Raw genomic sequence first — 26,622 nt, forward strand, 5'->3', positions numbered from 1 at the left:
AATATTTATTATAAAGGTTTAATAAATAAGAATAATTTATAGCAATTATTATATGATATAATATTGTAAAAGCAATAGAAAAGAGGTATATAGATGAAATACTGTTTTGAATATGAAGGTAAACCATATGAATTAAATAAAGATAATCTTATAGAAATAATTAATGATGAAGTAAATCCTATAGAAGATATAAATATAGAGCTTATTTTAAATTTATTAAATGAAGGCACAGAAGTAGAATTTGATAAAGCTTATTATAGTACTCCATGTGAGAAATGTGGTGCTAATTTTAAAGAAAAGAAAAATATAAGTGAATATTTAGAATATTATTTCTATGTATACACAAAGGATGGAAAATATGTAATAAGTGATATATCTAAAGAATATGAGGGCTTAACATTTAATAAATTACAATTACAAGGAAAAGTAGATAATAGTTATATAGTTACAGTTATTGTCTGCAATAATTGCTCAAAGTATTTAGTTCAAATTGAAGAATTAGAAATATAAAAAAAATAAGGTTATCATCTTAGATAACCTTATTTTTTATAAATTTATAGTTTTAAAAATGCAACTAATAATAAACATAATCCTGAAAGCCATGATAGATTTTTATTAGAGTTTTTAGGTAATAATTTTTTACCAATAAAGGAGCCAAGTTTTATTGAGCATATACCAAATATAAAGCAGAATATTATCATAAGCAATGGATTTATATTGATGAAACTAGCACCAAAACCAACTGCTAAACTATCTATAGAAAGTGCCATAGCTAAATAAATAGATTCTTTTAATGATATGGTTTTTGATTCGTCAAAATCAGCCTTTGTTTCATCTATATATACTTCAAGTATGAATTTAAAATCAAATAATTTAAATGTGAGCTGTTCTTTATCTTCTATAAATTTTGACATATACTTTTTAAAGAATCCTTCAAATAATTTATAAACACCTAGGATTACAAATATTGAAAAGCTTATATATTTAGGTAAATATGAAGGCATTATATCTTCTAAGTAACTTCCTAAGGTTAAAGAAAATGTTAGTATTAAGCAGGAAATTATATTCATTATTATTATATAAAGGTTAGGAATTTTAATCTTATCTGCTCCATATGCTATGCTTGCGACAAATGAATCTATTACAAGAGACAGAACTAATATCAGAACTTCCATAAATCCACCTCAAGGAACTGTTTTTAGTAATATTTTATGACAAATATAGACAAAAAGTGCTTATATAAGTATCAAATATTAGGTATACATAATTAGAAATTTTATGGCAATATCAAATATGATATAATAAACTTGTCTGAACAATAATGTAAAGTTAAGGGAGAAAAAATTATGTATAAACTAATAGCGTTAGATATGGATGGGACTTTATTAAATGATGATAAAGTAGTATCAGAAAGAAATAAAGAAGCTTTAAGAAAGGCAAAAGAATTAGGAGTTTATGTTGTACTAGCTTCAGGTAGACCAATAGAAGGTTTATTAAAGTTTTTAGAAGAATTAGATCTTTTAGGGGAAGATGATTATGTTTTAAGTTACAATGGATGTTTAGTACAAAAAACTAAAAGTAGAGAAGCAGTTTGCGATGTAACATTAAAAGGAAGAGATCTTAAATATTTAAAGGAATTAGCAGATGAAGCAGGCTTAAATATACATGCTTTTTCAAAAGAAAAAGGACTTATAACTCCTAAAGAAAATAAGTATACAACATATGAAGCACATCATAATGGAATAGATTTTCATATAGATGACTTTAAAGATATAAAAGATGAAGAAGATATAATAAAGGTAATGATGATAGATGAGCCAGAAATTTTAGATGCAGGAATGAAGAAATTACCTAATGAAGTTTATGAAAAATATAGTGTTGCAAAGAGTGCACCATTTTTCTTAGAATTCTTTAATAAAGAAGCAAATAAAGGTGTTGGAGTTAAGCTATTAGCAAATCATTTAGGTATAAAGAGAGAAGAAGTAATTACAGTTGGCGATGAAATGAATGATTTTTCAATGATTGAATATGCAGGACTTGGAGTTGCAATGGGAAATGCTTGTGACAAAATAAAAGAAATTTCAAACTTCATAACTGATACTAATAATAATGATGGAGTAGCTAAAGTTATAGAAGGATTTATAATAAAAGAAAGAATATAAATGTAGGTTTAAAAGCAATGAATTTATTCATTGCTTTTTTTATATTAATCACCAAGCGTTACGTCTTGTTTATCATACCAAGATAAAGCATCAAAAAGATCTCTTTCTTTAAAATTAGGCCAAAAATTATCTATAACATAAAAATCTGAATAAACAGATTGCACTGGTAAAAAGCCACTTAATCTTCGTCTTCCACCCCAGCGTATTATTAAATCTATACGAGATATATCATTTGATCTTATTGAATTAAAAATATTTTTGCTAAAGTTTTGACTTTTATTTAAGGAACATAAGTCCCATTCCCAACCATAATTTACAAGGAAATTAACTTTGATTCCACCTTTACCAATCTTTTTTCTAGATGTATATTTTAATAATTCTTCTGGAAAGTTTTTAGATTCTGAATTTCCTATGACTAATAATTCGCAATCTTCTTTTTCAATAAGCTTTACTGACTCAACACATGCTTTTATAAAGGCATTTTTTTGTACTGAAGGTCTTTTTGTATTATCTATTGTAAAACCATAAAAGGTTAATTCTTTCAGGAATTATTCCAATATGATTTGGAATTCTCATACTTTTTACCTCCTAAAAATTTAATTATTTTTATTGTTTTCATAAAAAAAAATTATCCAATAAAATACAAATGAATAGTTAAATTTTTCATTGAATAATAGTTGAATTTATTGTTAAATATAAGTATATTTAAATAGGGAATTAAGGTTTATAGGTGATATTATGATGACTTTAAACGAATTGCAACAATGCGAATTTTTTAGTGGCTTATCAAAGGAAACATTAGAAAAGTTATGTTTAGTTGCAGAGAAGAAAACCTTTAAGAAGGGAAGCCATATTTTTAGAGATAAAGATTTTATAGATAGTATCTATATAGTATATAGTGGAAAAGTATCTCTATATAAATTAAATGAGGCTGCTCATAAAAAGGTCATATTTATTTTAGGTGAGGGAAAAATAATAAATGAGGTTGTTTTAGAGAGGATGAAAGCGTCAATTAGCTGTGAAATGTTTGACGATGGAGAAATCTTGGTTTTTGATAGAAATAAATTCATGAAAATTATGAGTGAAGATTTTGCTTTAACAAAAAAGGTTATAAATACACTATCTACAAAAGTTAGAAGACTATATAGGCAAATGAAAAATTCTACTCCTTTAAAGATAGAAAAAAGGCTTGCTGCAAAGCTTTGGAAGCTAGCTAAGGATTATGGTGTAGAAGAAAATCAAGAGACTATTATAAATCTAAAGATAAGCATAACATATCTTTCAGATATGTTTGGTATGCCAAGAGAAACTATCTCAAGAGCACTTAAAATTTTAGAAAAAGAAGGCCTTATTAGAAAAGACAAGAAAATAATTATAGTAAAAGATAAAGATAAGCTATCAAATTATTTTAAAAGTTTGTGATAATTATCACAGATGATAAATTAAAAAGGGAATATAATAAGGGGGAATCAAGATGTATGGAGAAGATTTTAATAGGATGGTAGCACTGTCTAGGAAAAAGGTGAATTTTCTAGAGGATAATACAAAAGGTTATGTTTTAAGTGCTATGCATGCGGGTCTTTTTGTGGGATTTGGAGTAATGCTCGCTTATAGTGTAGGTGGAACTTTAAACGAGGTACAATCACCATTTACTAAGATAGTTATGGGATTGTCATTTGCTGTTGCACTAGCATTAGTTGTTTTTGCAGGCGCAGAATTATTTACAAGTAATACCTTAATCATGTCATCAGGATGCTTGGGAAAAGAAATTAAAATTAGAAACTTATTAAAACTATGGAGTATAAATTATATAGGTAATTTCATAGGATCAGTTTTAGCTGCTTTTCTTTATTATGCATCTGGAGTATGGAGAGGTGTTTCTGGAGAATATATGGCGCATTATGCAGAGAAAAAGATTAATGTTATGCCAAATGAATTATTTGTTAGAGGTATACTGTGTAATATACTTGTGTGTCTTGCAATTTGGTGTGCTTACAAGATGAAAGAAGAAATAGGAAAACTATTTATGGTAATGCTTTGTGTATATGTATTTTTTACTTTAGGATTTGAGCATTGCGTTGCTAATATGACATTGTTAGTCATAGGCTATCTTTTACCTTATGGAACAGTTACTATAACAGGTATTTTATATAATCTGTTTTTTGCTACATTAGGGAATATTGTAGGTGGAGTGTTGTTTGTCGCTATCCCATATTATTTGATTTCAAGAAATAAAAGAGCTCATTAGGAAGGAGTTTATTATGGGATTTAAAATAAAAACTAAAGATTTAAATAGTGTTTTTGAAGAAATGTCAAATAGTTACAAAATAGTAGCTCCAACAGTTGTTGTAGGTGCTGGGAGATCTTCAGAAACAGATGTTATAAGATACGAGGAAGTTAAAAGAGTAGAAGATATAGAATTTAATAAAAAATCAGATTTTTCATTTAAGGAAGCATTACTTCCAATAACTCAAACTATATTCTTCTTCAATCAAGATGAATGTAAAGAACCAGTAGTTAATGAAAAACCAAGAATTATTTTCTTAAGAAGCTGTGATTTACACGCTGTAAAGAGAATAGATGATATATATTTAAGAAATGGATTTGAAGATCCGTATTATAAGAGATTAAAAGAAGGCGTTAAATTTGTTCTTATTGGTTGCGAAAAGAGTTTTGATAGCTGCTACTGTGTAGATATGGGAACTAATAAAGCAGACAATTATGATGCATACTTAAAAGTTTCAGATGGATACGCTTATTTAGATATAAAAGACGAAGAATTAAAAAAATACTTTAGTGAAGTTCCACAAATGGAAATGGAAGTTAATCCAGACTTTGTTACTGAAAATAAAGTAAAGATTAATATACCAGAAAATTTATCATTAGATGTTATAGACTCAAAGATATGGGATGAATACTCAGAAAGATGTATAGCTTGTGGTAGATGTAACTTTGTTTGCCCAACTTGTACTTGCAACAGTATGCAAGATATTTACTACAGTGATAATGAAAATGTAGGAGAAAGAAGAAGAGTTTGGGCTGGATGTCAAGTTCCAGGATTTACAACAATGGCTGGTGGTCATGAATTTAGACAAGCTAATGGTCAAAAGGTAAGATTTAGAGTTATGCATAAATTCTATGATTACAAAAAGAGATGGGGATATCATATGTGCATCGGATGTGGAAGATGTAGTGATATATGTCCAGAATATATAGATGTACCAACATGTGTAAATAAATTGCAAGATGCAATGGATGAGGTGAATTCAAATGACAAATAATGATTATATACCATTTCCTTCAAAGATATTAGAAGTAATTGAACATACAGATATAGAATATACATTTAGAATGGAATTTAAAGGTGATGTAAAACCTGGACAATTCTTCGAAGTTTCAATACCAAGATTTGGTGAAGCTCCAATTTCAGTAAGTGGTATTGGTGAAAACTTTGTTGACTTAACTATAAGAAGAGTTGGTAAAGTTACTAACGAAATATTCAAAAATTATGTTGGAGATAAATTATTTATGAGAGGACCATATGGAAATGGTTTTGATATAGATATTTATAAAGACAAAGAATTAGTAGTAGTAGCTGGAGGAACAGGTCTTTCACCAGTAAGAGGAGTAGTCGATTACTTTGCTAAAAATACTAATGAAACAAAGGGAACAACTTTAATCACAGGATTTAAGAGCCCTAAAGATATGCTTTTTAAAGATGATTTAAAAAGATGGAATGATAGCATAAATTTAATAGTAACTGTTGACTCAGCAGAAGAAGGATATACTGGAAATACTGGACTTGTAACTAAGTTTATTCCAGACCTTGATATAAAAGATAAAGAAAATGTTCAAATTATAGTTGTTGGACCACCTATGATGATGAAGTTTACTGTTATGGAATTTCTAAAGCTTGGAATTAAAGAAGAAAACATATGGATTTCACAAGAAAGAAAGATGTGTTGTGGATTAGGTAAATGTGGACACTGTAAGATAGATGATACTTATATATGTTTAGATGGACCAGTTTTCAATTATACAAAAGGTAAGCTTTTAAGAGATTAGGGGGCAGAGGACATATGGATATAAATACAAAAAAGCTTAAAAAGAACGCATTTAGAGTAACTAAGAAAAGAGGATACACTGCTTCAAGAGTTAGAGTTCCAGGTGGACATTTAGATGCTAAATATTTAGGCATGATTCAAGAGATAGCAGATAAGTATGGAAATGGAACAGTTCATATAACTACTAGACAAGGTTTTGAAATTCCAGATATAAAGATGGAAAATATACCACAAGTTAATGAAATGTTACAACCTATAATCGAAGGATTAGAAATAAATCAAGAAGTTCCAGGACAAGGTTATACAGCAGCAGGAACAAGAAATGTATCAGCTTGTATAGGTAACAATGTTTGTCCTTTTGCAAATTATAACACTACAAACTTTGCAAAGAGAATAGAAGATGCAATTTTCCCAAATGATCTTCACTTTAAGGTAGCTCTTACAGGATGCCCAAATGATTGTATAAAAGCAAGAATGCATGACTTTGGTATAATTGGTATGACAGAACCACAATATGATTACTACAGATGTATAAGCTGCCAAGCATGTGTTAAGGCATGTACTAAAAAAGCTACAGGTGCATTAACTTTTGAAAATTATAAAGTAAAAAGAGATGCAAGCAAGTGCATAGGATGTGGAGAATGTGTAATGGCATGTCCTACAAGAGCATGGACAAGAAGTAAAGAAAAGTACTATAGACTTTCAATCATGGGTAGAACAGGTAAGAAGAACCCAAGACTTGGAGAAGACTTCTTAATATGGGCTGATGAAGATAGTATTGTTAAAATTATAGAAAATACTTATAAATACGTTAAAGAATATATTGCTAAAGATGCTCCAGGTGGAAAAGAACACATTGGATATATAATAGACAGAACTGGATTTATGGAATGGAAAAAGTGGGCTCTAGAAGGAGTAACTCTTTCAGAAAAAGCTATAATGAAAAATAATGTTTATTGGAGTGGAATTAAATATCCAAATACTCAAAAATATTAATTAAAACTTTAAATTTCTAAAAACAATAACTAACAATAACTTATGTAAAATATAATATAATGTAAATTTATTTGAATATCACTAGAGTTTGCTTTACAATTAAATGTGAAAGTATTTATCTAGTGATATTTTTTGTTAGTAAAAAATATCAGTAGATAAAGGTTTTATATATAATTAAATAAAAATTATGTGATAAAGGTTTTAGAATAATTTGCATGATTTATTAATGGAGTGGAGAAGATGATAGCAGTTTTAGGAATAAAGAAAGATATTCCATTGCATATAAGAGAAAAATTTTCAATAAAGTCTAAATTAAGAGAAAAGGCTTTAAATGATCTAAAGAATAAATTAGATGAGGTTGTTATTTTAAGTACATGCAATAGAACAGAAATATATTTTAATCATTCTTTAGAAAAAGATGAAGTATTAACTATAATTTTTAATGCTTTAGGATGGGATAAAAGTTTAAGAGAGTATATTTTTTATATAACAGAACAAGAGGCTATAAAACACTTATTTAAGGTTATATGTGGATTTCATTCAAAAATTTTAGGAGAAGATCAGATATTAGGTCAAGTTAAAGATGCATATATGGCATCATTAGAAACTAATTCAGTAAATTTAGAACTTCAAAGACTATTTCAAGAAGCAGTAACATGCGGTAAGAAATTTAGAAATGAAGCAAAATTATATGAGATACCAGTATCATCTGCATCTATAGCAGTAAATAGAGCAATTAAACATGGAGCAAAAAGCTTTATGGTACTTGGACATGGAGAAGTTGGAAAACTTGTTGTTAAGCATTTATTATCACATAATGTAGATAATATTATTATTGCTGTAAGAAATACTGATTTATCAGAGTATGATGAAAATGAAAATATAAAAATAGTTAGATTTAATACAAAAAATGAGTACATAAATAAAGTTGATTCAATAATATCTTGTACTTCATCACCTCATATTGTAGTTTCAAAAGATGATATTTATGAAGAAGGAAAAGAATTATTAATATTTGATTTAGCTCTTCCAAGAGATGTGAGTGAAGAGGTAAATCAAATAGATAGAGTTGTAGTTTATAATATAGATGAAATTAGTAAAATAGATGATGAAAATAAAGATTTAAGAAAAGAAAAAATGAATGAATTCTATTATTTAATAGATGAGTATATAGATACATATAATAAGTGGAGAAGTTTAAGAAAAGTAGCACCATACATAAAGAAATTTAAAAAACATGGCGATGATATATATATAAAAAGATATAATACGTTTAAAAATAAAGAAAGAAGAGAAGATGAACTTGTAAAAACACTTCTAAAAAGTACTTCTAATGCGTATGTAAATAGAGCCATAGAAACTTTAAAAGAAGAGACTATAAAAGGGTGTGGAGATGAATGCATAAAGATATTGGAGAAGATATTTATAGAGGAAATTTAGGATATACAATGATATCTCTTTTTTCAAGTAGAATAAATGTACTTATTATTGGAGCAGGAAAAGCTGCGCTTATAAAAGCAAAAACATTTTTGTCTAATGGATGTAATGTAAGCGTTGTTGCAAAAGAGATTAATGAAGCATTTTATAAATTAGATTCTGAAAAAATCACCATAACAAAGTGCGAATATAATGAAAAATTTTTAAAAAATAATCATATAGTAGTAATTGCAATTGATGATGATATTATAATAGATAATATAAAAAAGAGTTGTAAAAGTTTAGATAAGATATATATAAATTGCAAAAATCCTAAAGATGGAATTGCTGTTCTTCCAATGAATATAAGAAGCGATGAGATATTTTTAGGGATTAATACCTTAAGAGGTAATCCAAAAGCTTCAAAGATGCTTGGAACTTATATTTTAGATGAATTAAAGGAATTTGATGATTTTATAAAAGTAACATCTATCATAAGAAATAATGTAAAATCTATTAAGAATAAAAAAGATGAATTATTAGATTTTATAATAAGTGATGACTTTAGATATATTATAAATAAAAAAAAGGAAAAGCTTGTTTTAGAGCTTTTTTATGATAAAGAATTGGTTAATAAATTATTTAGAGATTAGGTAAGGTGAAATAATGAAATTTGTTGTAGCAACAAGGAAATCTAAATTAGCCCAAGTACAGGCTGAAAGAGTTATGGAACTTTTAAAAGAAAAAAATGTTGATTCAGAAAAGCTTTTAGTTGTAACAGAAGGCGATAGAAGACTTGATATAACTTTAAATAAAATTGGTGGAAAAGGCTTATTTGTTAAAGAAATTGAGCAAAAGATGTTAGATGGAAAGGCAGATATTGCTGTACATAGTATGAAAGATGTGCCTAATGAGCTTTTAGATGAATTTGAACTTGTATGTATGCCAGAGAGGGAAGATATAAGAGATGCTTTTATATCAAGCAATAATATTTCATTTAATGATTTAAGAAAAGGTGCAGTTATAGGAACTAGCAGTATGAGAAGAGCAGAAATGCTTAAAGAGCTTAGACATGATTTAAATATAGTACCTATAAGAGGTAATGTCCAAACAAGACTTAAGAAGATGAAAGAAGAAAATATGGATGGAATAATATTAGCAGCTGCAGGCCTTAAAAGATTAGGAATGGAAGATATAATAACTGATTATTTTGATCCAAAAGTATTTCTACCAGCAGTAGGGCAAGGGGCATTAGGTATAGAATGTCTTAAAAATTTTAAGCATAAAGATATTTTAAAATCAATGGATGATGAAAGAGTGAGAATTGAAGTTTTAGGCGAAAGAAGCTTTATGAGAGCATTAGGTGGAGATTGTCATAGTATGATTGGAGTTTATTCTGAGATAGAAAATGACGATATATACATGATTGGAACATATTTAGTAGATGGAAAAATAGTAAAAAAAGATATACTAGGAAATAAATATGATAGCGAAATATTAGGGAAAAAACTAGCAGAAAAAATATTAGGTAAATAATTTGGAGGTAAGAATGAGTAAAGCGTATATTATTGGAACAGGCCCTGGAGACGAAGAACTTTTAACTCTTAAAGCAAAGAGAGTGCTTGGAGAATGTACAGCAGTTCTTTATGATAGATTAGTATCAAATAATATATTAAATTATTTAAATGATGATTGTGAAATATATTATTGTGGAAAAGAGCCAGGAGCTCATTATAAAACACAAGAAGAAATAAATGAAATGATTGTTAAGCTAGCTAAAGAAGGGCATATAGTTGGAAGAGTAAAAGGTGGAGATCCATATGTCTTTGGTAGAGGTGGTGAAGAAGTTTTAGCACTTCAAAAAGAAGGAATAGAATTTGAAGTAATACCTGGAGTAACTTCTCCAATTGCAGTATTAAATTATGCTGGTATTCCTATAACTCATAGAGGCTTAGCTCAAAGTTTTCATATAGTTACTGGTATGTCAGCAAAAACTTTAAATGTAAATTTTGAAGCTTTAGCTAAAGAAAATGGAACATTAGTATTTATGATGGGACTTGCAAATATAGATCACATTGTAAGTGAGCTTATAAAGTATGGTAAAGATAAAGATACTAAAGCTGCAGTTGTTATGAGAGGAACATCATCAAAGCAAAGAAAGGTTATAGGTACATTAGAGGATATATCAAAAAAAGCTAAGGATGCTAAACTTAAATCACCATGTATAATAGTTATAGGTGAAGTTGTTTCATTAGAAGATAAATTATCATGGTATGAAAACAAACCTTTATTTGGTAAAAATATATGTATTACTCGTTCAAGAAATCAATCAAACAATTTAAAGACTAAGCTTAAAAACTTAGGTGCTGAAGTTACAGAAATAAATTCTATTGTCATAAAAGATACAACTAATAACTTAGATAAATATAAAGATAAGCTTAGTACATACGATCATATCTTATTAACTTCAGTAAATGGAGTGAATTTATTCTTTGATTATTTAAAAAGAGAAAAAATTGATATAAGATCAATAAAAGCAAAATTCTCAACAGTTGGTAAGGCTACTAATAAAGCATTAGAAGATAGAGGAATTATTTCATTTAAAACAGCAAGAGAATTTATAGGAGAAGGGCTTTTAAAAGAAATATCTCCTTATATAAAAAATGGTGAAAAAGTACTTATACCTTCATCAGCTAAAAGCAGAAGTTTCCTTCAAGATGAAATTAAAAAGCTTGGTGCTGATGTAACAAAAGTTGATATATATGATGTATTAAAAGGTGAACTTAAAAATGAAAAAGCCTTTGAAGAAGTAGATGCAATACTATTTACTTCACCATCAACATTTAAAAATATGAAAGAGATGGTAGGACTTGAAAAGTTAAAAGAAAAAATATGTATTGCAATAGGTCCAATAACTCAAAAAGCTATACAAGAAAGTGGAATTGATTCTTTAGTTTGCAAAGAGCATTCAGAGGATGGATTTTTAAAAGAGATAGAGGAAATGTTAAAAGGAAGTGTAATGTAAAAATGAGAAGAGGAAGAAGATTAAGAGTAAATGAAAATATTAGAGGTTTAGTTAGAGAAACTGTATTGACGCCTCAAGATTTTATTTTACCAATTTTTGTAGTTGAAGGCGAAGGTATAAAAAGAGAAATTGAATCATTACCTGGAGTTTATCACTATTCAGTTGATATGTTACATGAAATAGTTGAAGAAGCAGTTAATCTTGGAATTAAAGGAGTTATACTATTTGGAATTCCAGATCATAAAGATTGCTGTGGAAGTGAAGCTTATGCTGAAAATGGAATTGTTCAAAGAGCAGTAAGAAAGATAAGAGAATTAACAGATAAACTTTTAGTTGTTACAGATGTATGTATGTGTGAATATACAGATCATGGACATTGTGGAATAATTCATGATGGAGATGTAGATAATGATGAAACATTAGATTATTTATGTAAGATTGCAGTTTCACATGCAAAAGCTGGTTCTCAAATGATAGCACCTTCAGATATGATGGATGGAAGAGTATATAGAATAAGAGAAGCTTTAGATGAAGCTGGATTTAAAAATGTTTCAATAATGAGTTATTCAGCTAAATATTGTTCAGCTTATTATGGACCATTTAGAGCAGCTGCAAATTCAGCACCAAGCTTTGGAGATAGAAAAACTTATCAAATGGATCCAGCAAATAGAAGAGAAGCGATTAGAGAAGTTTTAGATGATATAGAAGAAGGTGCAGATATAGTAATGGTTAAGCCTGCTCTTTCATACTTAGATATAGTAAGAGAAGTAAGGGATACTGTAGATATGCCTTTATGCGTTTATAATGTAAGTGGAGAGTATGCAATGATTAAGGCTGCAGCTAAAATGGGATTAATTGATGAAGAAAGAATAATACTTGAAACTTTATTATCAATGAAAAGAGCTGGTGCAGACATAATAATAACTTATCATGCATTAGAAGCTTCAAGATTTTTAAGAAAATAGGAGTGATAGCATATGATGAATGAAGAGATATTTGAAGAATCAAAAAAATATATGCCAGGTGGAGTTAACAGTCCTGTTAGATCTTTTAAAGATATGGGAATAAATCCTCCAGTAATTAAAAGTGGTAATGGAGTTATAATAAAAGATGAAGATGGCAAAGAGTATATAGATTTTGTCTTAGCTTGGGGCCCATTAATACTTGGACATTGTGATACCGATGTTGTTAATGCGATAAGTGAAGAAGCTAAAATTGCTTTAGCTTTTGGGGCACCTACAAAGCTTGAACTTGAATTAAGTAAATTCATGTGTGAAAATCTAGATACAATAGATATGATAAGAATGGTAAACTCAGGTACAGAAGCTACAATGAGTGCTATAAAACTTGCTAGAGGATATACTAAGAAAAATAAAATAGTTAAATTTGCAGGTTGTTATCATGGACACTTTGATGGATTCTTAGTTGAAGCAGGTTCTGGAGTATTAACTGAAGGAATTGCAGGATCACAAGGTGTACCAGAAGAAAGTATTAAAAATACACTAATTGGTATATATAATGATGAAAAAAGTATGGAACAATTATTCTCTAAATACGGAGATGATATAGCTTGTGTAATTATAGAACCAGTTGCAGGTAATATGGGTGTTATAAAAGCAAAAGATAGTTTCATTAAGACTTTAAGAAGATTATGTGATAAGTATGGTGCACTTTTAATATTTGATGAAGTTATGAGTGGATTTAGAGCAGCATTTAAAGGGGCTCAGAGCTTGTTTGAAGAAAAACCTGATTTAGTTACATATGCAAAGATAATGGGAGGCGGACTTCCATGCGGTGCATATGGTGGGAAAAAAGAAATAATGGAAAACTTATCACCTCTTGGTGGAGTATATCAAGCAGGTACAATGTCAGGAAATCCAATTGTTATGGCAGCTGGACTTGCTACATTAACAAAGCTTAAAAATAACTTAGAAGGTTATGATCATATAGAAACTCTAGGAAGAAAATTAGAAGATGGAATTTCTAGAATATCAAATGAAACTGGAGTTAACGCAGTAGTAAATAGAGTTGGAGGAATGATGACTATATTCTTTACTGATGACTCTAAGGTAGAAAGTTATGATGATGTAAAAAAATGTGATGGAGAAAGATTTAAGAGATATTTCTTACACATGTTAAATGAAGGATTTAATATACCACCATCACAATTTGAAGCAGTATTTTTATCAGTTAAGCACACAGAAGAGCATATAGATAGATTTTTACAAGCATTTGAAGGATTTGCTAAGAAGGAAGTAAAATAAAATGAAGAGAAAAAAAGCTATAGTAATAGTAGCTTTTGGAACATCTAAGGAGGCAGGATTTAATAAATACCTGCTTCCTTTTAAAAAAGATGCTGAGAAAAAATGTGGAGAAGAATTCGATTATTTCTTTGCATTGACTAATGAAAAGATACTTAGTAAATTAGAGATAAATGCCAAGAGCTATGAAGAGGTTTTAAAAGAACTTAAAACAAAAAAATACGAAGAAGTGTATGTTGAAACTCTTTATTTTTCAAGAGGTCATGAATATTCAAAGGTTGAAGAAATAACACAAAAATATAAAAGTTCATTTAAAGTTTTAAAAATAACTAAACCTATATTAGAAGAAAATGAAAATTTAATTGATAAATATTTTGATAAATATGATAATATGCTTTTTGTTTGTCATGGAAGCGTAGGTATTAAGAATTCTTTAGAAGAGAAATATATAAAGTCAGTTATAAAAAAGAAGAATAAAGGCAAGCATTATGTTGTTTTAATACATAATAAAGATTGTTTTAATGATATTATAGCTAGCATGAAAAATGATAAGGTTTCTAAAGTAACAATAATACCTATGTTTATAACTAAAGGATATCATTTTAAGAAGGATATAATATCAAAAGATAGAGAAAGTTTTGTAAGTAAATTAAAAGAGCAAAATATAGAGGTAGAAGTATTAGATAAAACATTAGGTGAAAGTGAAAATTTTAGGAGATTAGTACTAAAGAGTTTAGACAATATAATAAAGAATTAAGGATAAATAAAAAAGTAGGTATGCACCTACTTTTTTATTTATATATCATCCACATCAGTTTCTTCGCCATATCTTACAGTTCCTTCAGATGAAAAACTATCATTAGGATCTTTTTCTATAAAGCTTCCATCATTAGGTTCTTTAGACTTTTTAATTTTATGTTTTTTAGAATTTTTATTGTTCATAAAATCACCCCTAATTTTAATAGAAAATCATATTTTATATGAATATCTTATGTATAAATAATATTATTATTCACAAATATTTATTAAGAGAAATATAGAGAATCATTTTATATTTATAGTAAGACTTTTGTAGTATATTATTTTGATATATAATAAAATAAAGATATATAAATTTAGGTTAAGGAGCTGAAATTTATGAGCGATGATAGAATAATAGATTTTAATGAATTAAAAAATAGAGTGAATGAAAAAGATATAGATAAATTTGAAAATTATATGTATGATTTATTTTATAAAACGCAAACAGGAGAAATGAGTTTTTCAGATTTTTCTTCTAATATAACAAAATATATGCAAGACAATAATATATCTCAACAAAAGCTTTTTGAAATACAAAAGAAGGTTATGGAAAGATACGGATTTGACATTTCAAGCATGCAAGATAGTTTAAAAAGTATGGGAATTGATGTAGATTTAAATGATGTACAGCCTGACTATGAAAAGTTTAGAAAAAAGATATCATTTCAAGAAAAATATAATAAAAAGGTTTTAACAAAGCAAATAGAAGAATATTCAATAAAAAATAATAATAATGATATAAAAATCATTCTAGATAAAGAATATGTAACTATAATAAGTGAAAAGTCAATAGATTTAAATGATAATGAATTAAATGAATTTTTATGTTCATATAAAAAAATGGTAGATGGTAATACACTTAAAATAACTATGTGTCAAAATAGTAGTAATTATGATTATTAGATTAAAAGGCCAGTAGTAATACGCTCTGGCTTTTTATTTTACTTTTATAAGAAAGATGATATAATATTGTTTTGATGAATGAGGTGATAAAATGAGTATAGCAGGACAAGGGTGTCCAAGAATAATTCCAGAAGAGGAAAAGAAGCCCTTAGAAGAAATTGAAAGAAGTATAGTTAAAAGATATAGAAAAAAAATATGGACTAAATTTGTTAAAGCTGTAAAGCAATATAATCTAATAGAAGAAGGGGATAAGATTGCTGTAGCTATTTCAGGGGGAAAAGATTCACTTCTTATGGCAAAGTTATTCCAAGAAATTCAAAAGCATGGTCAAATTAAATTTGATTTAGAATTTATTGCAATGGACCCAGGGTACCATGAACAAATAAGAGAACTTTTAATAGATAATTGTAATTATCTAAACATACCAATACATATTTATGAATCAGGAATATTTAAAGTTATTGATGAAAAGGCTAGTGAATATCCTTGTTATCTTTGTGCAAGAATGAGAAGAGGTTCTTTATATGCAAAAGCCCAAGAGCTTGGATGCAATAAACTTGCACTTGGTCATCACTATAATGATGTTATAGAAACAACTCTTTTAAATATTCTTTATGCAGGAAACTTTAAGACAATGTTACCAAAATTAAAATCTAAGAATTTTGAAGGGCTTGAGCTTATAAGACCAATGTATTTTATAGAAGAAGAACATATAAAAAGATTTATAAACTATAGTGGAATATGGCCTCTTAACTGTGCTTGTATGGTTGCGGCTAAGAAAGTTGGAAATAAAAGATTTGAAATAAAAGATTTAATAAAGCAACTTAAAGAAAATTTTGATGGAGTAGATAAATCAATATTTAAGGCTGCAGAGAATGTATGTATGGATTCTATATTAGGTTGGGAAAAAGATGGAGTTAAGCATTCTTATTTAGATTTTTATGATGAAGAATAACTTAAATATAAAAGTAATAAAAAAGGTATAGCATTGTTCTATACTTTTTTATTTTCATAATTATTATCAAGTATTTTTTTAATTTTAATAAAGATTTATTAAATTTATTTACAATAAATAATAATTATTATATAATATGAGTTATGAGTTAGAGGGAACATAAGAAAGAAGGAATTTAAAATGAATAACGAAGAAATTAAAAGTATGGATGCAAATATTCTTGTAAGCATAATTAATCTTAAACTTAGAGATTTTTATTCAAATATAGATATATTATGTGAAGATATGAATATTGATAAAAATTTATTAATTGAAAAATTAAATAATAATGGATATGAATATAAAAATGAATTAAATCAATTTAAATAAGTAACTTTAATATTAAATAATAAAAAATAGTGGAATATAATGCATAAAATAAGGTATAATATAAAAAACACATATTAGATGGGTGGAAAATTATGAGTATTAAAAAAAGTAAAATCACAGCCTTAGCAGTAGCTACTACAGCTTTAATTGTAACTTTAATAAATGATAAAAAGAAAAAAGATACACATAAGTAAATAACTTAGGTGAAGATAATGATGATGAATAAATATAAAAAAGAAATTACAAGTGATAAAATACATGGTGAAAATATTAAAGAAAATATTCATAGATATACAAAAGATGCATTTATATATTGGAACAAAGAAGAAAGCAAGATTAAGCTTACAGGCGGATTGGTTAATAATATTTTTAAAACAACTGAAAGTAGTATTGAATTAACAATAAAAGAAATTAAGATATTGTTAGATGATAAAAGTGGAATTTTATTAGATAAGATTATTTATTATATAGAAAATGAAAGTAAAGATAAAATTAGTGAATTTATATTAAAAAGTAAAAATAATGAACATCTATATTGCTTTATAAGTGTATTAAGAGAAGATTTTACTAATGAAGATGGATATTTGTATGTTGGTTTATTAAAAAATATAACTACAAATAAAAATTTAGATGAAGTAAGAACTTGTATAAGAAATTATGATATAACAACAGGTACAGTAAGTAAGAATTTTATGAAAAATATTATAAATAGATGTCTTGTTGAATGCGAAAAAGATGTAAAGTTTGGAGCTCTTTTTTTGATTGATTTAGATAATTTTAGTTTTATAAATGATGTTTATGATTATGAAGTTGGAGATAATCTACTACACTATGTTGCAAATAAACTAAAATCAAATTTAAGTGAAGATAATATAGTTGGAAGATTTTCAGCTGATCAATTTGTTGTTTTTAATCTACAAATAAGAAATATGGAAGAAGCTGAATCTATCGCAAGAAAAATATTAAATATATTAGAAAGCCCTATAAATATTAATGGTTATAATTTTTATATAACAGCAAGTATTGGAATTGCAATGTCACCTCATGATGGAAATGATTTCAATGTTCTTTTAAAATCAGCTGATATAGCTATGCATTTTGTTAAGAAAAATGGGAAAAATGGATATAAATTTTTCAATAATAAGATATATACAGAACTTAGCAAGATATTTAGTTTAAGAAAAGGACTAAAGAAAGCTTTAAAAGACGATGAAATGTATGTAGTATTTCAGCCAATTATATCATTAAGTGATTATAAAATGCATGAAATGGAATCATTAATTAGATGGAATAGTAAAAAACTTGGTTTTGTGCCACCAAATGAATTTATATCGTTAGCGGAAACTACTAAACAAATTATTCCTATTGGCAAATTTGTTCTTGAAGAAGTATTTAAAAAAATAAGAAATTTATTAGATGCGGGATATGATGATTTCAAAATAGCTGTTAATTTATCTGAATTACAGTTAAGAAATAAAGTGATAATTCAAGATTTTAAAGAGTTTATGGAAAAATATGATGTTTCATTAAAATATATAAAAATTGAGATTACGGAAAGTGTTTTAATGAAATCATATAATGAAAACCTTATTATTCTAAATGAAATTAAAAAACTTGGTGGTAGTATTGCTCTAGATGATTTTGGGACTGGATATTCATCGTTGAATTATTTGACAAAATTACCAATAGATATTTTAAAGATAGATAGAAGTTTTATAGTAGATTTAATGAGTAGTGAAAAGAGTAGATGTATTGTAAAAAATATAATAAATCTTTCACATGAACTTGGAATAGAAGTTATTGCTGAAGGAGTAGAAGAAATAGAGCAAGTTAATTATTTAAAGAGTATTAATTGTGATAAAATACAAGGCTATTATTTTAGTAAGCCAGAATGTTTTGAAAAAGTTAAAGAACTGTTTTATAAAGAATTTAATTAAAGTAGAACGAGTATTACTTCTCGTTCTACTTTCTTATTTTAAAATATTCTGGTGTTGTTTCATCAATTTTCCTGAAAGTATATCCTTTGGATTTATAATAAGATATTATTTCTGGCAATGCATTTGCAGTATTTTTATTCATATTTCCACAATGCATTAATAATATTATCATATCTTTATTGCTTTTTGAATTTTTTATGTAAGTAGATGGATTTAAGTTATGATTAGCGCCATCTCCACTATCTAAATTCCAATCATAAATTTTAAGATTATTTTTATGAAGTAAATCAACCATTGATTTAGTAAGTTTATATGTATCATTATTTGCCCCATAAGGGAATCTTAAAATTGTAGGAGATATTCCAACAACCTCATTTATAAGTTTTTGATCTTTAAGCATCTCTTTTAAAAAGCAATCATTTGAAGAATAAAGATTGCATTTTTTATGTGTAACACTATGAAGACCTATAGAATGCCCTTCTTCATGAACTCTCTTTAATATTTTTTCATTTCCTTTAATTTGATCACCTATTATAAAGAAAGTAGCATTTACTTGTTCTTTTTTTAAGGTATCTAAAATATTAGGCATTATCTTATTAGATGGTCCATCATCAAATGTTAAGTATATTATCTTTTCATTAGAGTTTTCTGATGCAGTTACAGGAAGAATAGGAACTAATATTAATGAAATGATTAATATAATAAATGACATAATTTTTTTAATCATACTTAAAACCTCCTTTTAAAAGTATATAGCATACTTATTTTAAGTAAAAAAAATAAATATATTCATGTATAAATGTGTTGAAAATATATTTATATATGTGTTATACTTTGGATAATAAAAATAATCTTTAAATTAGTCCAGAGAGGCTAGTAAGAAGTAAATGTATTAATTACATGTGATTTATATGTTATGTGTAGTTGTTTTTCGAGTAATTATAACTTCTTACTTTATGTAAGAAGTTTTTTTATACCTTTTAATCTCAGTCCAGAGAGGCTGAAAAAGGGAGAAGTTTAATAGATTTCTCCTTATATAAAAATAGAGGAGTGATATATTTATGCAATTATCGCAAACATTTAAATTAAAAGAAAACGGAAATATAAAAGGAAAAATGGTAAGATGTATACTTGCATTACAGCATTTAATAGCAATGTTTGGATCTACTATATTAGTTCCTATGCTTACAGGAATGGATCCATCAGTAGCATTATTTACAGCTGGTACTGGAACTTTAATATTCCATGCATGCACTAAAAGAAAGGTTCCTGTGTTCTTAGGTTCATCATTTGCTTTTATAGCAGTAATAAATGCAGTTAAAGCAGATTATGGTGATTTAAGATATGCACAAGGAGGAATGTTTGTTGCAGGACTTTTATATGTTTTAACATCATTTGTAATAAAAAAGGTAGGAGTAGATAGGATAAAAAGAGTACTTCCAGCACATGTTGTTGGTCCAATGATTATGGTAATAGGATTAAATTTGATACCAACAGCACTAGATATGGCAAGCAAAAATGTGATTCTTGCAGTTATAACACTTGGAACAACTTTAGTTATAAAACAATTTGGTAGAGGATTTATAAAACAAATAGCAATTTTAGTAGGGGTTATAGTAGGATATACTATTTCATTATTTACAGGATTTGTAGATACAGCTTCAATAAGCCAAGCAACTTTAGTTTCAATACCAAACTTCACATTACCAAAGTTTAATATAGGAGCAATAATGATAGTAGCACCAGTTGTACTTGCTGTATTTATGGAGCATGTTGGAGATATAACAACAAATGGAATGGTTGTTGGAGAAAACTTTATAGAAGATCCAGGATTAAATAGAACATTCCTTGGAGATGGACTAGCTACGCTTACAGCTTCATTATTAGGAGGACCTGCAAATACAACTTATGGAGAAAATACAGGTGTTCTTGCAATGACAAAAAATTATGATCCATCTTTATTAAGATTATCAGCAGTTTTTGCTATAGCACTTAGCTTTATATCAAAATTTGGAGCTGCAATAAGAACTATACCACAACCAGTAATGGGGGGTATAAGCTTAATGTTATTTAGCATGATAGCTATAGTAGGTACTAAAACAATAAAAGATGAAAAGGTTAAGTTTAATGCAAAAAATCTAATAATTATGGCATCAATATTATTTATAGGACTAATTGCACCATATATAAATCCTATGTTAAATGAACATTTTGGATTTATAATAGGATTAAAAATAACAAAAACTGTTACAATATCAGGTTTAAGTTTTGCTGCAATAGTTGGAGTAGTATTAAATCTAATATTAAATGGAGTAGGAAAAGATACTTCTAATAAAAAATAATATTATTTAGTAATCACAACCTTCTAATGTTAATCATACTTTATATAGTATAGATTAATTTAGGAGGTTTTTTATTTGGAAAAAGAAGTTTATAAAAAGTACGATAATAAGGTGAAATCATATAATTGTAGTGAAAATAAAAATATTAAAGGAACGATAATTGTACACACATTAATGGACAGTATAAATGGAGAAAAATTAAAGGGAATAAAGATAAATTTATATAGAATAAATGGTGTATCACCATATCTTATATCAAGTAAGTATAGTGATGAAAATGGTATAGTTAAGTTTTCAAACATAGAAGATGGAAATTATAGAGTAATTGAAATTATAAATAAAAAGTTATATGAAAAGCCGTCATATGTAAAATGGAATGAAATAAATATATCAAATTATTTAAAAGAAGAAACTATATATGTAATAAATAAAAAGAAAGAAGTATTTATAAATTAATAGTTTAATTTAAATAAAAAGGATGATAATATTATCATCCCTTTTATTTTTAATTATTTAGTTCATCACTTAAAGTTTCCCATTCTTCATATAAAAATTCAATTTTTAATTGTGTTTCTGAAATTTCATGATTTACTCTTTCAGCTTCTTTAGGATTTGAGTAAATTTCTTCTAGGCATAAATCATTATTTAATTTTTCAAGTAGTTCTTCTGATTTTGAAATTTCATTTTCAACTTCTCTAAGTCTAGTCTTTTTAACTCTTATTTCTTTTTGGGCAAGTTTAACCTTTTTCTTTTCATCTTTTAATTGAGTCTTAGTTTTTCCATTACTTATCTCTTCATAAGCTTCAAAACGTGTTGGATTTTCTTTCTTTTGCATGTAGTAGTTGTAATTACCAAGATATTCATTCATTCCATCTTCTTTTAATTCAACTATCTTATTTATTACTTTATTTAAGAAGTATCTATCATGAGATACAATAAGCATACTTCCATCATAATTTAATATAGCATCTTCAAGAGCTTCTCTAGATGGTATATCTAAATGGTTTGTAGGTTCGTCTAAAAGAAGGAAATTAGCCTTTGATAACATAAGCTTTAAAATATTTATTCTACATTTTTCTCCACCACTTAATGTCTCAATCTTTTTAAATACATCATCACCAGTAAATAAGAATGAACCAAGGGCAGTACGGATTTTAGTTGTTGTAAGGTCTGGGAAAGCATCCCAAACTTCATCTAAAATAGTTTTATTATAATCTAAATCAGATTGTTCTTGATCATAATAACCAATATTTACGTTGGTTCCTAAAACTGCTTTACCAGAATCACTTTTTACTTTTCCCATTATTATATTAAGTAGAGTAGTTTTACCTCTTCCATTTTCACCTATTAAAGCTACTTTTTCGCCTCTTTTTAAATCAAATGAGATATTACTAAATAGTTTATTGTCATCAAATGACTTTGAAAGATTTTCAATATGAAGCACATCATAACCGCTCTTAACAGTAGTTTCAAAAGATATTTTTGAAGCACCTTTCTCTTTATCAGGAGCATCTAATCTATCTAGTTTTTCTAAAGCCTTTTCTCTACTTTCAGCTTTTTTTATACTTTTTTCTCTATTAAATGATCTAAACTTTTGTATTATTTCTTCTTGTCTTTTTATTTCAGCTTGTTGAAGATTATAAGCTTTAAGTTGTGCTTCATAATCCTTTTTTCTAAGCTCTAAATATTTAGTGTAAGGTGCATTATAACAATTTACATGACCATTTATAACTTGGAATGTTTTGTTTGTAACTGCATCTAAGAAGAATCTATCATGGGAGATTACTAAAAGAGTGCCTTTATATGTACTTAAAAATTCTTCAAGCCATTCAATTGCTTCTAAATCAAGGTGGTTAGTAGGTTCGTCTAGAAGAAGTATATCTGGAGATTGAAGTAAAAGCTTACATAATGCAACACGAGTTTTTTGTCCACCACTTAAATTTTCAATTGAATTATTAAAGTCTTCTTCTAAAAATCCAAGACCCTTTAATACTTTTGCTATATCGCCTTTGTATGTATATCCTCCTCTATGAGAGTAAAGTTCTTGTGCAGTAGTATAATCTTTGATTAATTTTTCATGATATTGTGCATTACTTTCATCATATGGTTCATTCATTTTTATTTCTAATGTTTTTATCTTTTCTTCTAAATCTATTAGGTTTTTAAAAACACTGCTTGCTTCTTCATAAATTGTGTTTTTAGAATTAAGGTTAAGATGTTGTGAAAGATATCCTATTGTTTTATTTTTATCTACAAAGATATCGCCATCATCTGGAGCTAAATTTTTGGATAATATTTTAAATAGAGTAGATTTTCCTTCTCCATTAGGACCTATTATACCAACTTTATCTCCTTCATTAATAGATATTGTTACATCTTTTAATACATCTTGTATACCATAACTTTTTTTTATATTTCTACAACTTAAAACAATCATAATATATCCTCACTTATAAATTTTAATAGTTTTCATATCTATTAATTATACTATTTATAGGTATTTATATCAATTTAATGCTAAATAAAAGGTTTTATTATTTATAAATAGATGATAAGATTAAAGAATAGAGTATCGTATTTTTATATGGAGGTAAAATGATTGATAATAATGCAGTAAAGATAAAGGTATTTTTAAAGAAAAAAAAGAAAGAAATTAACTTATATAATGCAGCTTATGAGCTTTTTAAAGAAAAGGGAATAAATAATACTTCTATTGATGAAATAGTAAAAAAGGCTGGAGTTGCAAAGGGGACATTTTATTTATATTTTAAAGATAAATATGATGTTGTTAATAAACTTGTATTACTTAAAAGCTCAATACTTATAGAAGAGGCATTTAATGCTACAAAAGATAATGAATTTGAAGAATTTGAAGATATGGTTCTTTATTTTATAAAATATATAATAGATTATTTTAAAGAGCATAAACTTTTATTAAGAGTAATAAATAAGAATTTTTCATATGTAATACATAAAGATACTGAATTTATGGGACAAAATGAAAAGGTACAAAAAATTATAGAGATATTTTTAAGCGAACTAAAAAATAGGGGGTTATCAGAACAAGAAAGCAAAATAACTCTTTTTATGATAATAGAATTAGTTGGAAGTGTTTGTTATAGTTCAATAATTTTAAATGAGCCTGATGATATTGAAGTTATAAAACCTATATTATTTAAGAAAATAAGAATGATATTAAATAGTTAAAAGCCAAGTAATTTTAAATTACTTGGCTTAATAAATTATTTATATTTTGGGGATTTTAGAGAAGTTAAATCTTGTTAAATCACCTTTAATCTCTAATATCAGTTAAAACTATCGATCCATTGTAATCTCTTTTAAATGAATAGGTATTTTTAAATTCCTGATATTTTGGAACATTATTGTTCTTAGCAATCGAAAAAATTTCAATACAAGTTACTTCTCCGTAATTTGTATCAGCATTAAATTCATAACTTAGAATTTCTGTACTACTGAATCCTTCTTTAATTCCTTGGTTATAGATATATGGAACAACATGTCTTTGTTTATTATAAATAGAGCTATTTTTTTCAAAATAAGGTGAAATGTAATTAAAATCATTATAATTAACTGCATAAGCAAAGTCAGCACAATAATTACTTAAAAGAGTATAAAGCTCTCTTTTAAAGTCTTCTTCTGAAGTTTTAAGGTCTTCAAAATTTATATAAATGTCAGATGATGAATCTATGTTATATTTATTACTTACAATGTTTTTACCATCTTTATTTGTTATAGCATAAACCACGCTATTTTCTTCTATAGGGCCAAAATTTTTAGCATCTTTTACTTTTATACCTGTATCTTTGTTATTAACATATAAGTCAGCATCAGGCATATCACTACTTATATTTATTGTTTTTAAATCTTCAAATATATTAATATCTATATAATTTTCATCAAATGTATTAACATCTAAAACTTCACTTTTATTTAAATAAGAATTAGATAATTCAGTTACAATGCTATAATTTCCAGGCATTAAAGGACCTATTTGAGATGATTTATTTAAATTATCATAAGTCTGGTCTAAAACCGTAATTTTATAGTTTTTAAAATCACATTTAATATTTATAAATGTAGGATTAACAACAACTTTATAATTTGGAATAAAGAATATTGTTTTAGAAACTTCCTCTATTTTTACTGGATAATTTAAACTTGTATAATATCCGTTTCTAAAATTATCATTTATTTTAGAAAACTCAGCTGGATTATTATTTAAATAATCAATTAGTACATTAGCATTGGATTTATTTATTTTTAAGTCATCATCATAAGAATAAAGAAGTTGTTGAAGTTTATCAGAATTTTTAGTAGAAACTGCATCATAAAATTCAGTTGCTATTTCAGATTTTGTTTTTGAGATAGATTTTTCATAAATAAAAATTCCACCTAATATAATAGCTAATATTAAAATAATGCTAATTAGAATTTTAGGAAATTTCTTTTTAGGCTTTGAAATATGTGTAGGAGAGCAATTAGGACAAGAGCCATTTACAAGCTTATTACCACACTTATTACAAAAATTCATAATGAATACTCCTTAAAAACATATCTATTTCAATAAAATATTATATAAATAGTTTATTATTTTTGTGAAACATTTTTAGGGTATATAGATATAATGTAATTATATAAATTTTATAAAGGGGAATTTTATGTATTGTACAAAGTGTGGAAAAAATATTCCTGATGATTCAAAGTTTTGTCCAGAATGTGGTACTAGTTGCAGTGGAGAATCAAAAGATAATACAAAAAATATAAATATATCAACTCCAGATATTGATTTACAAAAACAAAAAAGTTATATATTTACTGCATTAAAGCATCCAATCACTACTATGAGAGATGGAATAGTAGGACTTACTTCTAATGTAATTTTGATATATGGAATAATAATAACTTTGTTAATTCCTTTAATAAAAACATTATCTATAAAAATGTTTGGTTATAATTTATTTAATTCAGTTATGAATTTAGCTTCTGGTTTTTCAGGAGAAAGTTATAACAGTATAGATTCCATATTAGGTAAACAGCAGTTTAACTCTATGTTTGATATGGTATTTCCAACTGGAAGTATATATTTACTAAATTTATTAAATTATATACTCGTTTATGGAATATTAGTATTATTAACATATTTGATTAGTAAATATTTGATGAAAGAAGATATATCTCTTGAATTTTTAGGAAATATATTTTTTGTATTTTCAATTTTTAATTTCACATTAGTTATAGTTGAATCTGTAGCTTTAATCATTGGTATTATGCCTTGGGCGATTGTAGATATATTTGCAGCAATAACATCAATAATTCTGATTTATAGCGGATTTAATAGCAGAATAGAAAGCAAAAATAAATTAGTTTATG

The 26,622-nt window shown here is 26.6% G+C and carries 27 protein-coding genes and 1 pseudogene; 22 read left to right on the forward strand and 6 right to left on the reverse strand.

All coding sequences use genetic code 11. The features are described from left to right. Positions 1-93 precede the first annotated feature (93 nt). Positions 94-510 carry a DUF3785 family protein gene (locus SPJ33_RS06390; RefSeq protein ID WP_321117133.1) on the forward strand — a complete coding sequence of 139 codons (417 nt, stop codon included), beginning with the start codon at positions 94-96 and terminating at the stop codon, positions 508-510. A gap of 44 nt (positions 511-554) precedes the next feature. Here SPJ33_RS06390 and ytaF read toward each other — a convergent pair whose 3' ends face one another. Beyond that, the gene (ytaF, locus tag SPJ33_RS06395) at positions 555-1,175 is read right to left on the reverse strand and encodes a sporulation membrane protein YtaF (RefSeq protein WP_321117134.1); all 621 of its coding nucleotides are present in this window, start codon (positions 1,173-1,175) and stop codon (positions 555-557) included. A gap of 171 nt (positions 1,176-1,346) precedes the next feature. Between ytaF and yidA the strand changes: the two genes are divergently transcribed. Further along, on the forward strand, positions 1,347-2,162 hold the full coding sequence (yidA, locus tag SPJ33_RS06400; protein ID WP_321117135.1) for a sugar-phosphatase: 816 nt from the start codon (positions 1,347-1,349) through the stop codon (positions 2,160-2,162). A gap of 44 nt (positions 2,163-2,206) precedes the next feature. Here the strand turns inward: yidA and SPJ33_RS06405 are convergent. Then, a pseudogene (locus SPJ33_RS06405) lies at positions 2,207-2,707 on the reverse strand (undecaprenyl diphosphate synthase family protein); the annotation flags it as partial. Positions 2,708-2,900: 193 nt separating this feature from the next. Between SPJ33_RS06405 and SPJ33_RS06410 the strand changes: the two are divergent. From SPJ33_RS06410 to SPJ33_RS06465, 12 genes are all read left to right on the forward strand, one after another. After that, positions 2,901-3,584, forward strand: a complete 684-nt coding sequence (locus SPJ33_RS06410; protein WP_321117136.1) for a Crp/Fnr family transcriptional regulator — start codon at positions 2,901-2,903, stop codon at positions 3,582-3,584. A 52-nt stretch (positions 3,585-3,636) separates the two neighbouring features. After that, on the forward strand, positions 3,637-4,410 hold the full coding sequence (locus tag SPJ33_RS06415; protein WP_321117137.1) for a formate/nitrite transporter family protein: 774 nt from the start codon (positions 3,637-3,639) through the stop codon (positions 4,408-4,410). Positions 4,411-4,423: 13 nt separating this feature from the next. After that, the gene (asrA, locus tag SPJ33_RS06420) at positions 4,424-5,443 is read left to right on the forward strand and encodes an anaerobic sulfite reductase subunit AsrA (protein ID WP_321117138.1); all 1,020 of its coding nucleotides are present in this window, start codon (positions 4,424-4,426) and stop codon (positions 5,441-5,443) included. Beyond that, positions 5,433-6,227: an anaerobic sulfite reductase subunit AsrB gene (gene asrB / locus SPJ33_RS06425; RefSeq protein WP_321117139.1), complete on the forward strand. Its 795-nt coding sequence runs from the start codon at positions 5,433-5,435 to the stop codon at positions 6,225-6,227. The genes asrA and asrB overlap by 11 nt, the downstream gene beginning before the upstream one ends. 14 nt (positions 6,228-6,241) lie before the next feature. Beyond that, the gene (gene asrC, locus SPJ33_RS06430) at positions 6,242-7,222 is read left to right on the forward strand and encodes a sulfite reductase subunit C (protein WP_321117140.1); all 981 of its coding nucleotides are present in this window, start codon (positions 6,242-6,244) and stop codon (positions 7,220-7,222) included. A 240-nt stretch (positions 7,223-7,462) separates the two neighbouring features. Next, positions 7,463-8,662 (forward strand): glutamyl-tRNA reductase, encoded by a 1,200-nt coding sequence (gene hemA, locus SPJ33_RS06435; protein ID WP_321117141.1) that lies wholly within the window; start codon positions 7,463-7,465, stop codon positions 8,660-8,662. Further along, positions 8,620-9,291: an NAD(P)-dependent oxidoreductase gene (locus tag SPJ33_RS06440; protein WP_321117142.1), complete on the forward strand. Its 672-nt coding sequence runs from the start codon at positions 8,620-8,622 to the stop codon at positions 9,289-9,291. Before hemA ends, SPJ33_RS06440 begins: the two co-directional genes overlap by 43 nt. A 13-nt stretch (positions 9,292-9,304) precedes the next feature. Then, complete coding sequence (gene hemC, locus SPJ33_RS06445) at positions 9,305-10,174, forward strand: hydroxymethylbilane synthase (RefSeq protein WP_321117143.1); 870 nt, start codon at positions 9,305-9,307, stop codon at positions 10,172-10,174. Between the two features lie 13 nt (positions 10,175-10,187). Continuing rightward, positions 10,188-11,663: a uroporphyrinogen-III C-methyltransferase gene (gene cobA, locus SPJ33_RS06450; RefSeq protein ID WP_321117144.1), complete on the forward strand. Its 1,476-nt coding sequence runs from the start codon at positions 10,188-10,190 to the stop codon at positions 11,661-11,663. A gap of 2 nt (positions 11,664-11,665) precedes the next feature. Continuing rightward, positions 11,666-12,628, forward strand: coding sequence for a porphobilinogen synthase (hemB, locus tag SPJ33_RS06455; RefSeq protein WP_321117145.1), 963 nt, complete (start codon positions 11,666-11,668; stop codon positions 12,626-12,628). Positions 12,629-12,640: 12 nt separating this feature from the next. Next, positions 12,641-13,927 carry a glutamate-1-semialdehyde 2,1-aminomutase gene (hemL, locus tag SPJ33_RS06460; protein ID WP_321117146.1) on the forward strand — a complete coding sequence of 429 codons (1,287 nt, stop codon included), beginning with the start codon at positions 12,641-12,643 and terminating at the stop codon, positions 13,925-13,927. Position 13,928: 1 nt separating this feature from the next. Beyond that, entirely contained in the window at positions 13,929-14,681 is a 753-nt protein-coding gene (locus SPJ33_RS06465) for a sirohydrochlorin cobaltochelatase (protein ID WP_321117147.1), read from the forward strand. A gap of 38 nt (positions 14,682-14,719) precedes the next feature. On the opposite strand, the gene SPJ33_RS06470 is transcribed toward SPJ33_RS06465, so the two are convergent. Next, positions 14,720-14,866: a hypothetical protein gene (locus tag SPJ33_RS06470; protein ID WP_321117148.1), complete on the reverse strand. Its 147-nt coding sequence runs from the start codon at positions 14,864-14,866 to the stop codon at positions 14,720-14,722. Between the two features lie 195 nt (positions 14,867-15,061). On the opposite strand from SPJ33_RS06470, the gene SPJ33_RS06475 reads away from it, so the two are divergent. The 4 genes from SPJ33_RS06475 (at position 15,062) to SPJ33_RS06490 (ending at position 18,889) form a co-directional block, all read left to right on the forward strand. Beyond that, positions 15,062-15,628, forward strand: coding sequence for a DUF3867 domain-containing protein (locus SPJ33_RS06475; protein WP_321117149.1), 567 nt, complete (start codon positions 15,062-15,064; stop codon positions 15,626-15,628). Positions 15,629-15,719: 91 nt separating this feature from the next. Further along, a complete protein-coding gene (locus tag SPJ33_RS06480; protein ID WP_321117150.1) occupies positions 15,720-16,583 on the forward strand; it encodes a tRNA 2-thiocytidine biosynthesis TtcA family protein in 864 nt (287 codons plus the stop codon). 180 nt (positions 16,584-16,763) lie between these two features. Beyond that, the gene (locus tag SPJ33_RS06485; protein WP_321117151.1) at positions 16,764-16,952 is read left to right on the forward strand and encodes a DUF4250 domain-containing protein; all 189 of its coding nucleotides are present in this window, start codon (positions 16,764-16,766) and stop codon (positions 16,950-16,952) included. A gap of 212 nt (positions 16,953-17,164) precedes the next feature. Then, positions 17,165-18,889 (forward strand): bifunctional diguanylate cyclase/phosphodiesterase, encoded by a 1,725-nt coding sequence (locus SPJ33_RS06490; RefSeq protein ID WP_321117152.1) that lies wholly within the window; start codon positions 17,165-17,167, stop codon positions 18,887-18,889. 25 nt (positions 18,890-18,914) lie between these two features. Here SPJ33_RS06490 and SPJ33_RS06495 read toward each other — a convergent pair whose 3' ends face one another. Next, the gene (locus tag SPJ33_RS06495) at positions 18,915-19,616 is read right to left on the reverse strand and encodes a polysaccharide deacetylase family protein (RefSeq protein WP_321117153.1); all 702 of its coding nucleotides are present in this window, start codon (positions 19,614-19,616) and stop codon (positions 18,915-18,917) included. 334 nt (positions 19,617-19,950) lie between these two features. Between SPJ33_RS06495 and SPJ33_RS06500 the strand changes: the two genes are divergently transcribed. Together SPJ33_RS06500 and SPJ33_RS06505 are read left to right on the forward strand one after the other, a co-directional pair. After that, positions 19,951-21,231: a uracil-xanthine permease family protein gene (locus SPJ33_RS06500; RefSeq protein ID WP_414627216.1), complete on the forward strand. Its 1,281-nt coding sequence runs from the start codon at positions 19,951-19,953 to the stop codon at positions 21,229-21,231. A gap of 75 nt (positions 21,232-21,306) precedes the next feature. Further along, positions 21,307-21,687 (forward strand): prealbumin-like fold domain-containing protein, encoded by a 381-nt coding sequence (locus SPJ33_RS06505; protein ID WP_321117154.1) that lies wholly within the window; start codon positions 21,307-21,309, stop codon positions 21,685-21,687. Between the two features lie 49 nt (positions 21,688-21,736). Here SPJ33_RS06505 and abc-f read toward each other — a convergent pair whose 3' ends face one another. Beyond that, positions 21,737-23,668: a ribosomal protection-like ABC-F family protein gene (gene abc-f / locus SPJ33_RS06510; RefSeq protein ID WP_321117155.1), complete on the reverse strand. Its 1,932-nt coding sequence runs from the start codon at positions 23,666-23,668 to the stop codon at positions 21,737-21,739. A 158-nt stretch (positions 23,669-23,826) separates the two neighbouring features. On the opposite strand from abc-f, the gene SPJ33_RS06515 reads away from it, so the two are divergent. Then, positions 23,827-24,438, forward strand: coding sequence for a TetR/AcrR family transcriptional regulator (locus tag SPJ33_RS06515; protein ID WP_321117156.1), 612 nt, complete (start codon positions 23,827-23,829; stop codon positions 24,436-24,438). Positions 24,439-24,523: 85 nt separating this feature from the next. Here the strand turns inward: SPJ33_RS06515 and SPJ33_RS06520 are convergent, their stop codons facing one another. Beyond that, positions 24,524-25,783, reverse strand: a complete 1,260-nt coding sequence (locus SPJ33_RS06520) for a TcaA NTF2-like domain-containing protein (protein ID WP_321117157.1) — start codon at positions 25,781-25,783, stop codon at positions 24,524-24,526. Between the two features lie 127 nt (positions 25,784-25,910). On the opposite strand from SPJ33_RS06520, the gene SPJ33_RS06525 reads away from it, so the two are divergent. Further along, positions 25,911-26,622: zinc ribbon domain-containing protein (locus SPJ33_RS06525; RefSeq protein WP_321117158.1), on the forward strand; the 712-nt coding region annotated here is incomplete at its 3' end.

The organism is Clostridium sp., from assembly GCF_034179595.1.
GTDB lineage: Bacteria > Bacillota > Clostridia > Clostridiales > Clostridiaceae > Clostridium.

Coding starts and splice junctions, on each gene's coding strand:
- SPJ33_RS06390 (WP_321117133.1), top strand. CDS start 94: ATGAAATACTGTTTTGAATATGAAGGTAAACCATATGAATTAAATAAA.
- ytaF (WP_321117134.1), bottom strand. CDS start 1,175: ATGGAAGTTCTGATATTAGTTCTGTCTCTTGTAATAGATTCATTTGTC.
- yidA (WP_321117135.1), top strand. CDS start 1,347: ATGTATAAACTAATAGCGTTAGATATGGATGGGACTTTATTAAATGAT.
- SPJ33_RS06410 (WP_321117136.1), top strand. CDS start 2,901: ATGATGACTTTAAACGAATTGCAACAATGCGAATTTTTTAGTGGCTTA.
- SPJ33_RS06415 (WP_321117137.1), top strand. CDS start 3,637: ATGTATGGAGAAGATTTTAATAGGATGGTAGCACTGTCTAGGAAAAAG.
- asrA (WP_321117138.1), top strand. CDS start 4,424: ATGGGATTTAAAATAAAAACTAAAGATTTAAATAGTGTTTTTGAAGAA.
- asrB (WP_321117139.1), top strand. CDS start 5,433: ATGACAAATAATGATTATATACCATTTCCTTCAAAGATATTAGAAGTA.
- asrC (WP_321117140.1), top strand. CDS start 6,242: ATGGATATAAATACAAAAAAGCTTAAAAAGAACGCATTTAGAGTAACT.
- hemA (WP_321117141.1), top strand. CDS start 7,463: ATGATAGCAGTTTTAGGAATAAAGAAAGATATTCCATTGCATATAAGA.
- SPJ33_RS06440 (WP_321117142.1), top strand. CDS start 8,620: ATGCATAAAGATATTGGAGAAGATATTTATAGAGGAAATTTAGGATAT.
- hemC (WP_321117143.1), top strand. CDS start 9,305: ATGAAATTTGTTGTAGCAACAAGGAAATCTAAATTAGCCCAAGTACAG.
- cobA (WP_321117144.1), top strand. CDS start 10,188: ATGAGTAAAGCGTATATTATTGGAACAGGCCCTGGAGACGAAGAACTT.
- hemB (WP_321117145.1), top strand. CDS start 11,666: ATGAGAAGAGGAAGAAGATTAAGAGTAAATGAAAATATTAGAGGTTTA.
- hemL (WP_321117146.1), top strand. CDS start 12,641: ATGATGAATGAAGAGATATTTGAAGAATCAAAAAAATATATGCCAGGT.
- SPJ33_RS06465 (WP_321117147.1), top strand. CDS start 13,929: ATGAAGAGAAAAAAAGCTATAGTAATAGTAGCTTTTGGAACATCTAAG.
- SPJ33_RS06470 (WP_321117148.1), bottom strand. CDS start 14,866: ATGAACAATAAAAATTCTAAAAAACATAAAATTAAAAAGTCTAAAGAA.
- SPJ33_RS06475 (WP_321117149.1), top strand. CDS start 15,062: ATGAGCGATGATAGAATAATAGATTTTAATGAATTAAAAAATAGAGTG.
- SPJ33_RS06480 (WP_321117150.1), top strand. CDS start 15,720: ATGAGTATAGCAGGACAAGGGTGTCCAAGAATAATTCCAGAAGAGGAA.
- SPJ33_RS06485 (WP_321117151.1), top strand. CDS start 16,764: ATGAATAACGAAGAAATTAAAAGTATGGATGCAAATATTCTTGTAAGC.
- SPJ33_RS06490 (WP_321117152.1), top strand. CDS start 17,165: ATGATGATGAATAAATATAAAAAAGAAATTACAAGTGATAAAATACAT.
- SPJ33_RS06495 (WP_321117153.1), bottom strand. CDS start 19,616: ATGATTAAAAAAATTATGTCATTTATTATATTAATCATTTCATTAATA.
- SPJ33_RS06500 (WP_414627216.1), top strand. CDS start 19,951: ATGCAATTATCGCAAACATTTAAATTAAAAGAAAACGGAAATATAAAA.
- abc-f (WP_321117155.1), bottom strand. CDS start 23,668: ATGATTGTTTTAAGTTGTAGAAATATAAAAAAAAGTTATGGTATACAA.
- SPJ33_RS06515 (WP_321117156.1), top strand. CDS start 23,827: ATGATTGATAATAATGCAGTAAAGATAAAGGTATTTTTAAAGAAAAAA.
- SPJ33_RS06520 (WP_321117157.1), bottom strand. CDS start 25,783: ATGAATTTTTGTAATAAGTGTGGTAATAAGCTTGTAAATGGCTCTTGT.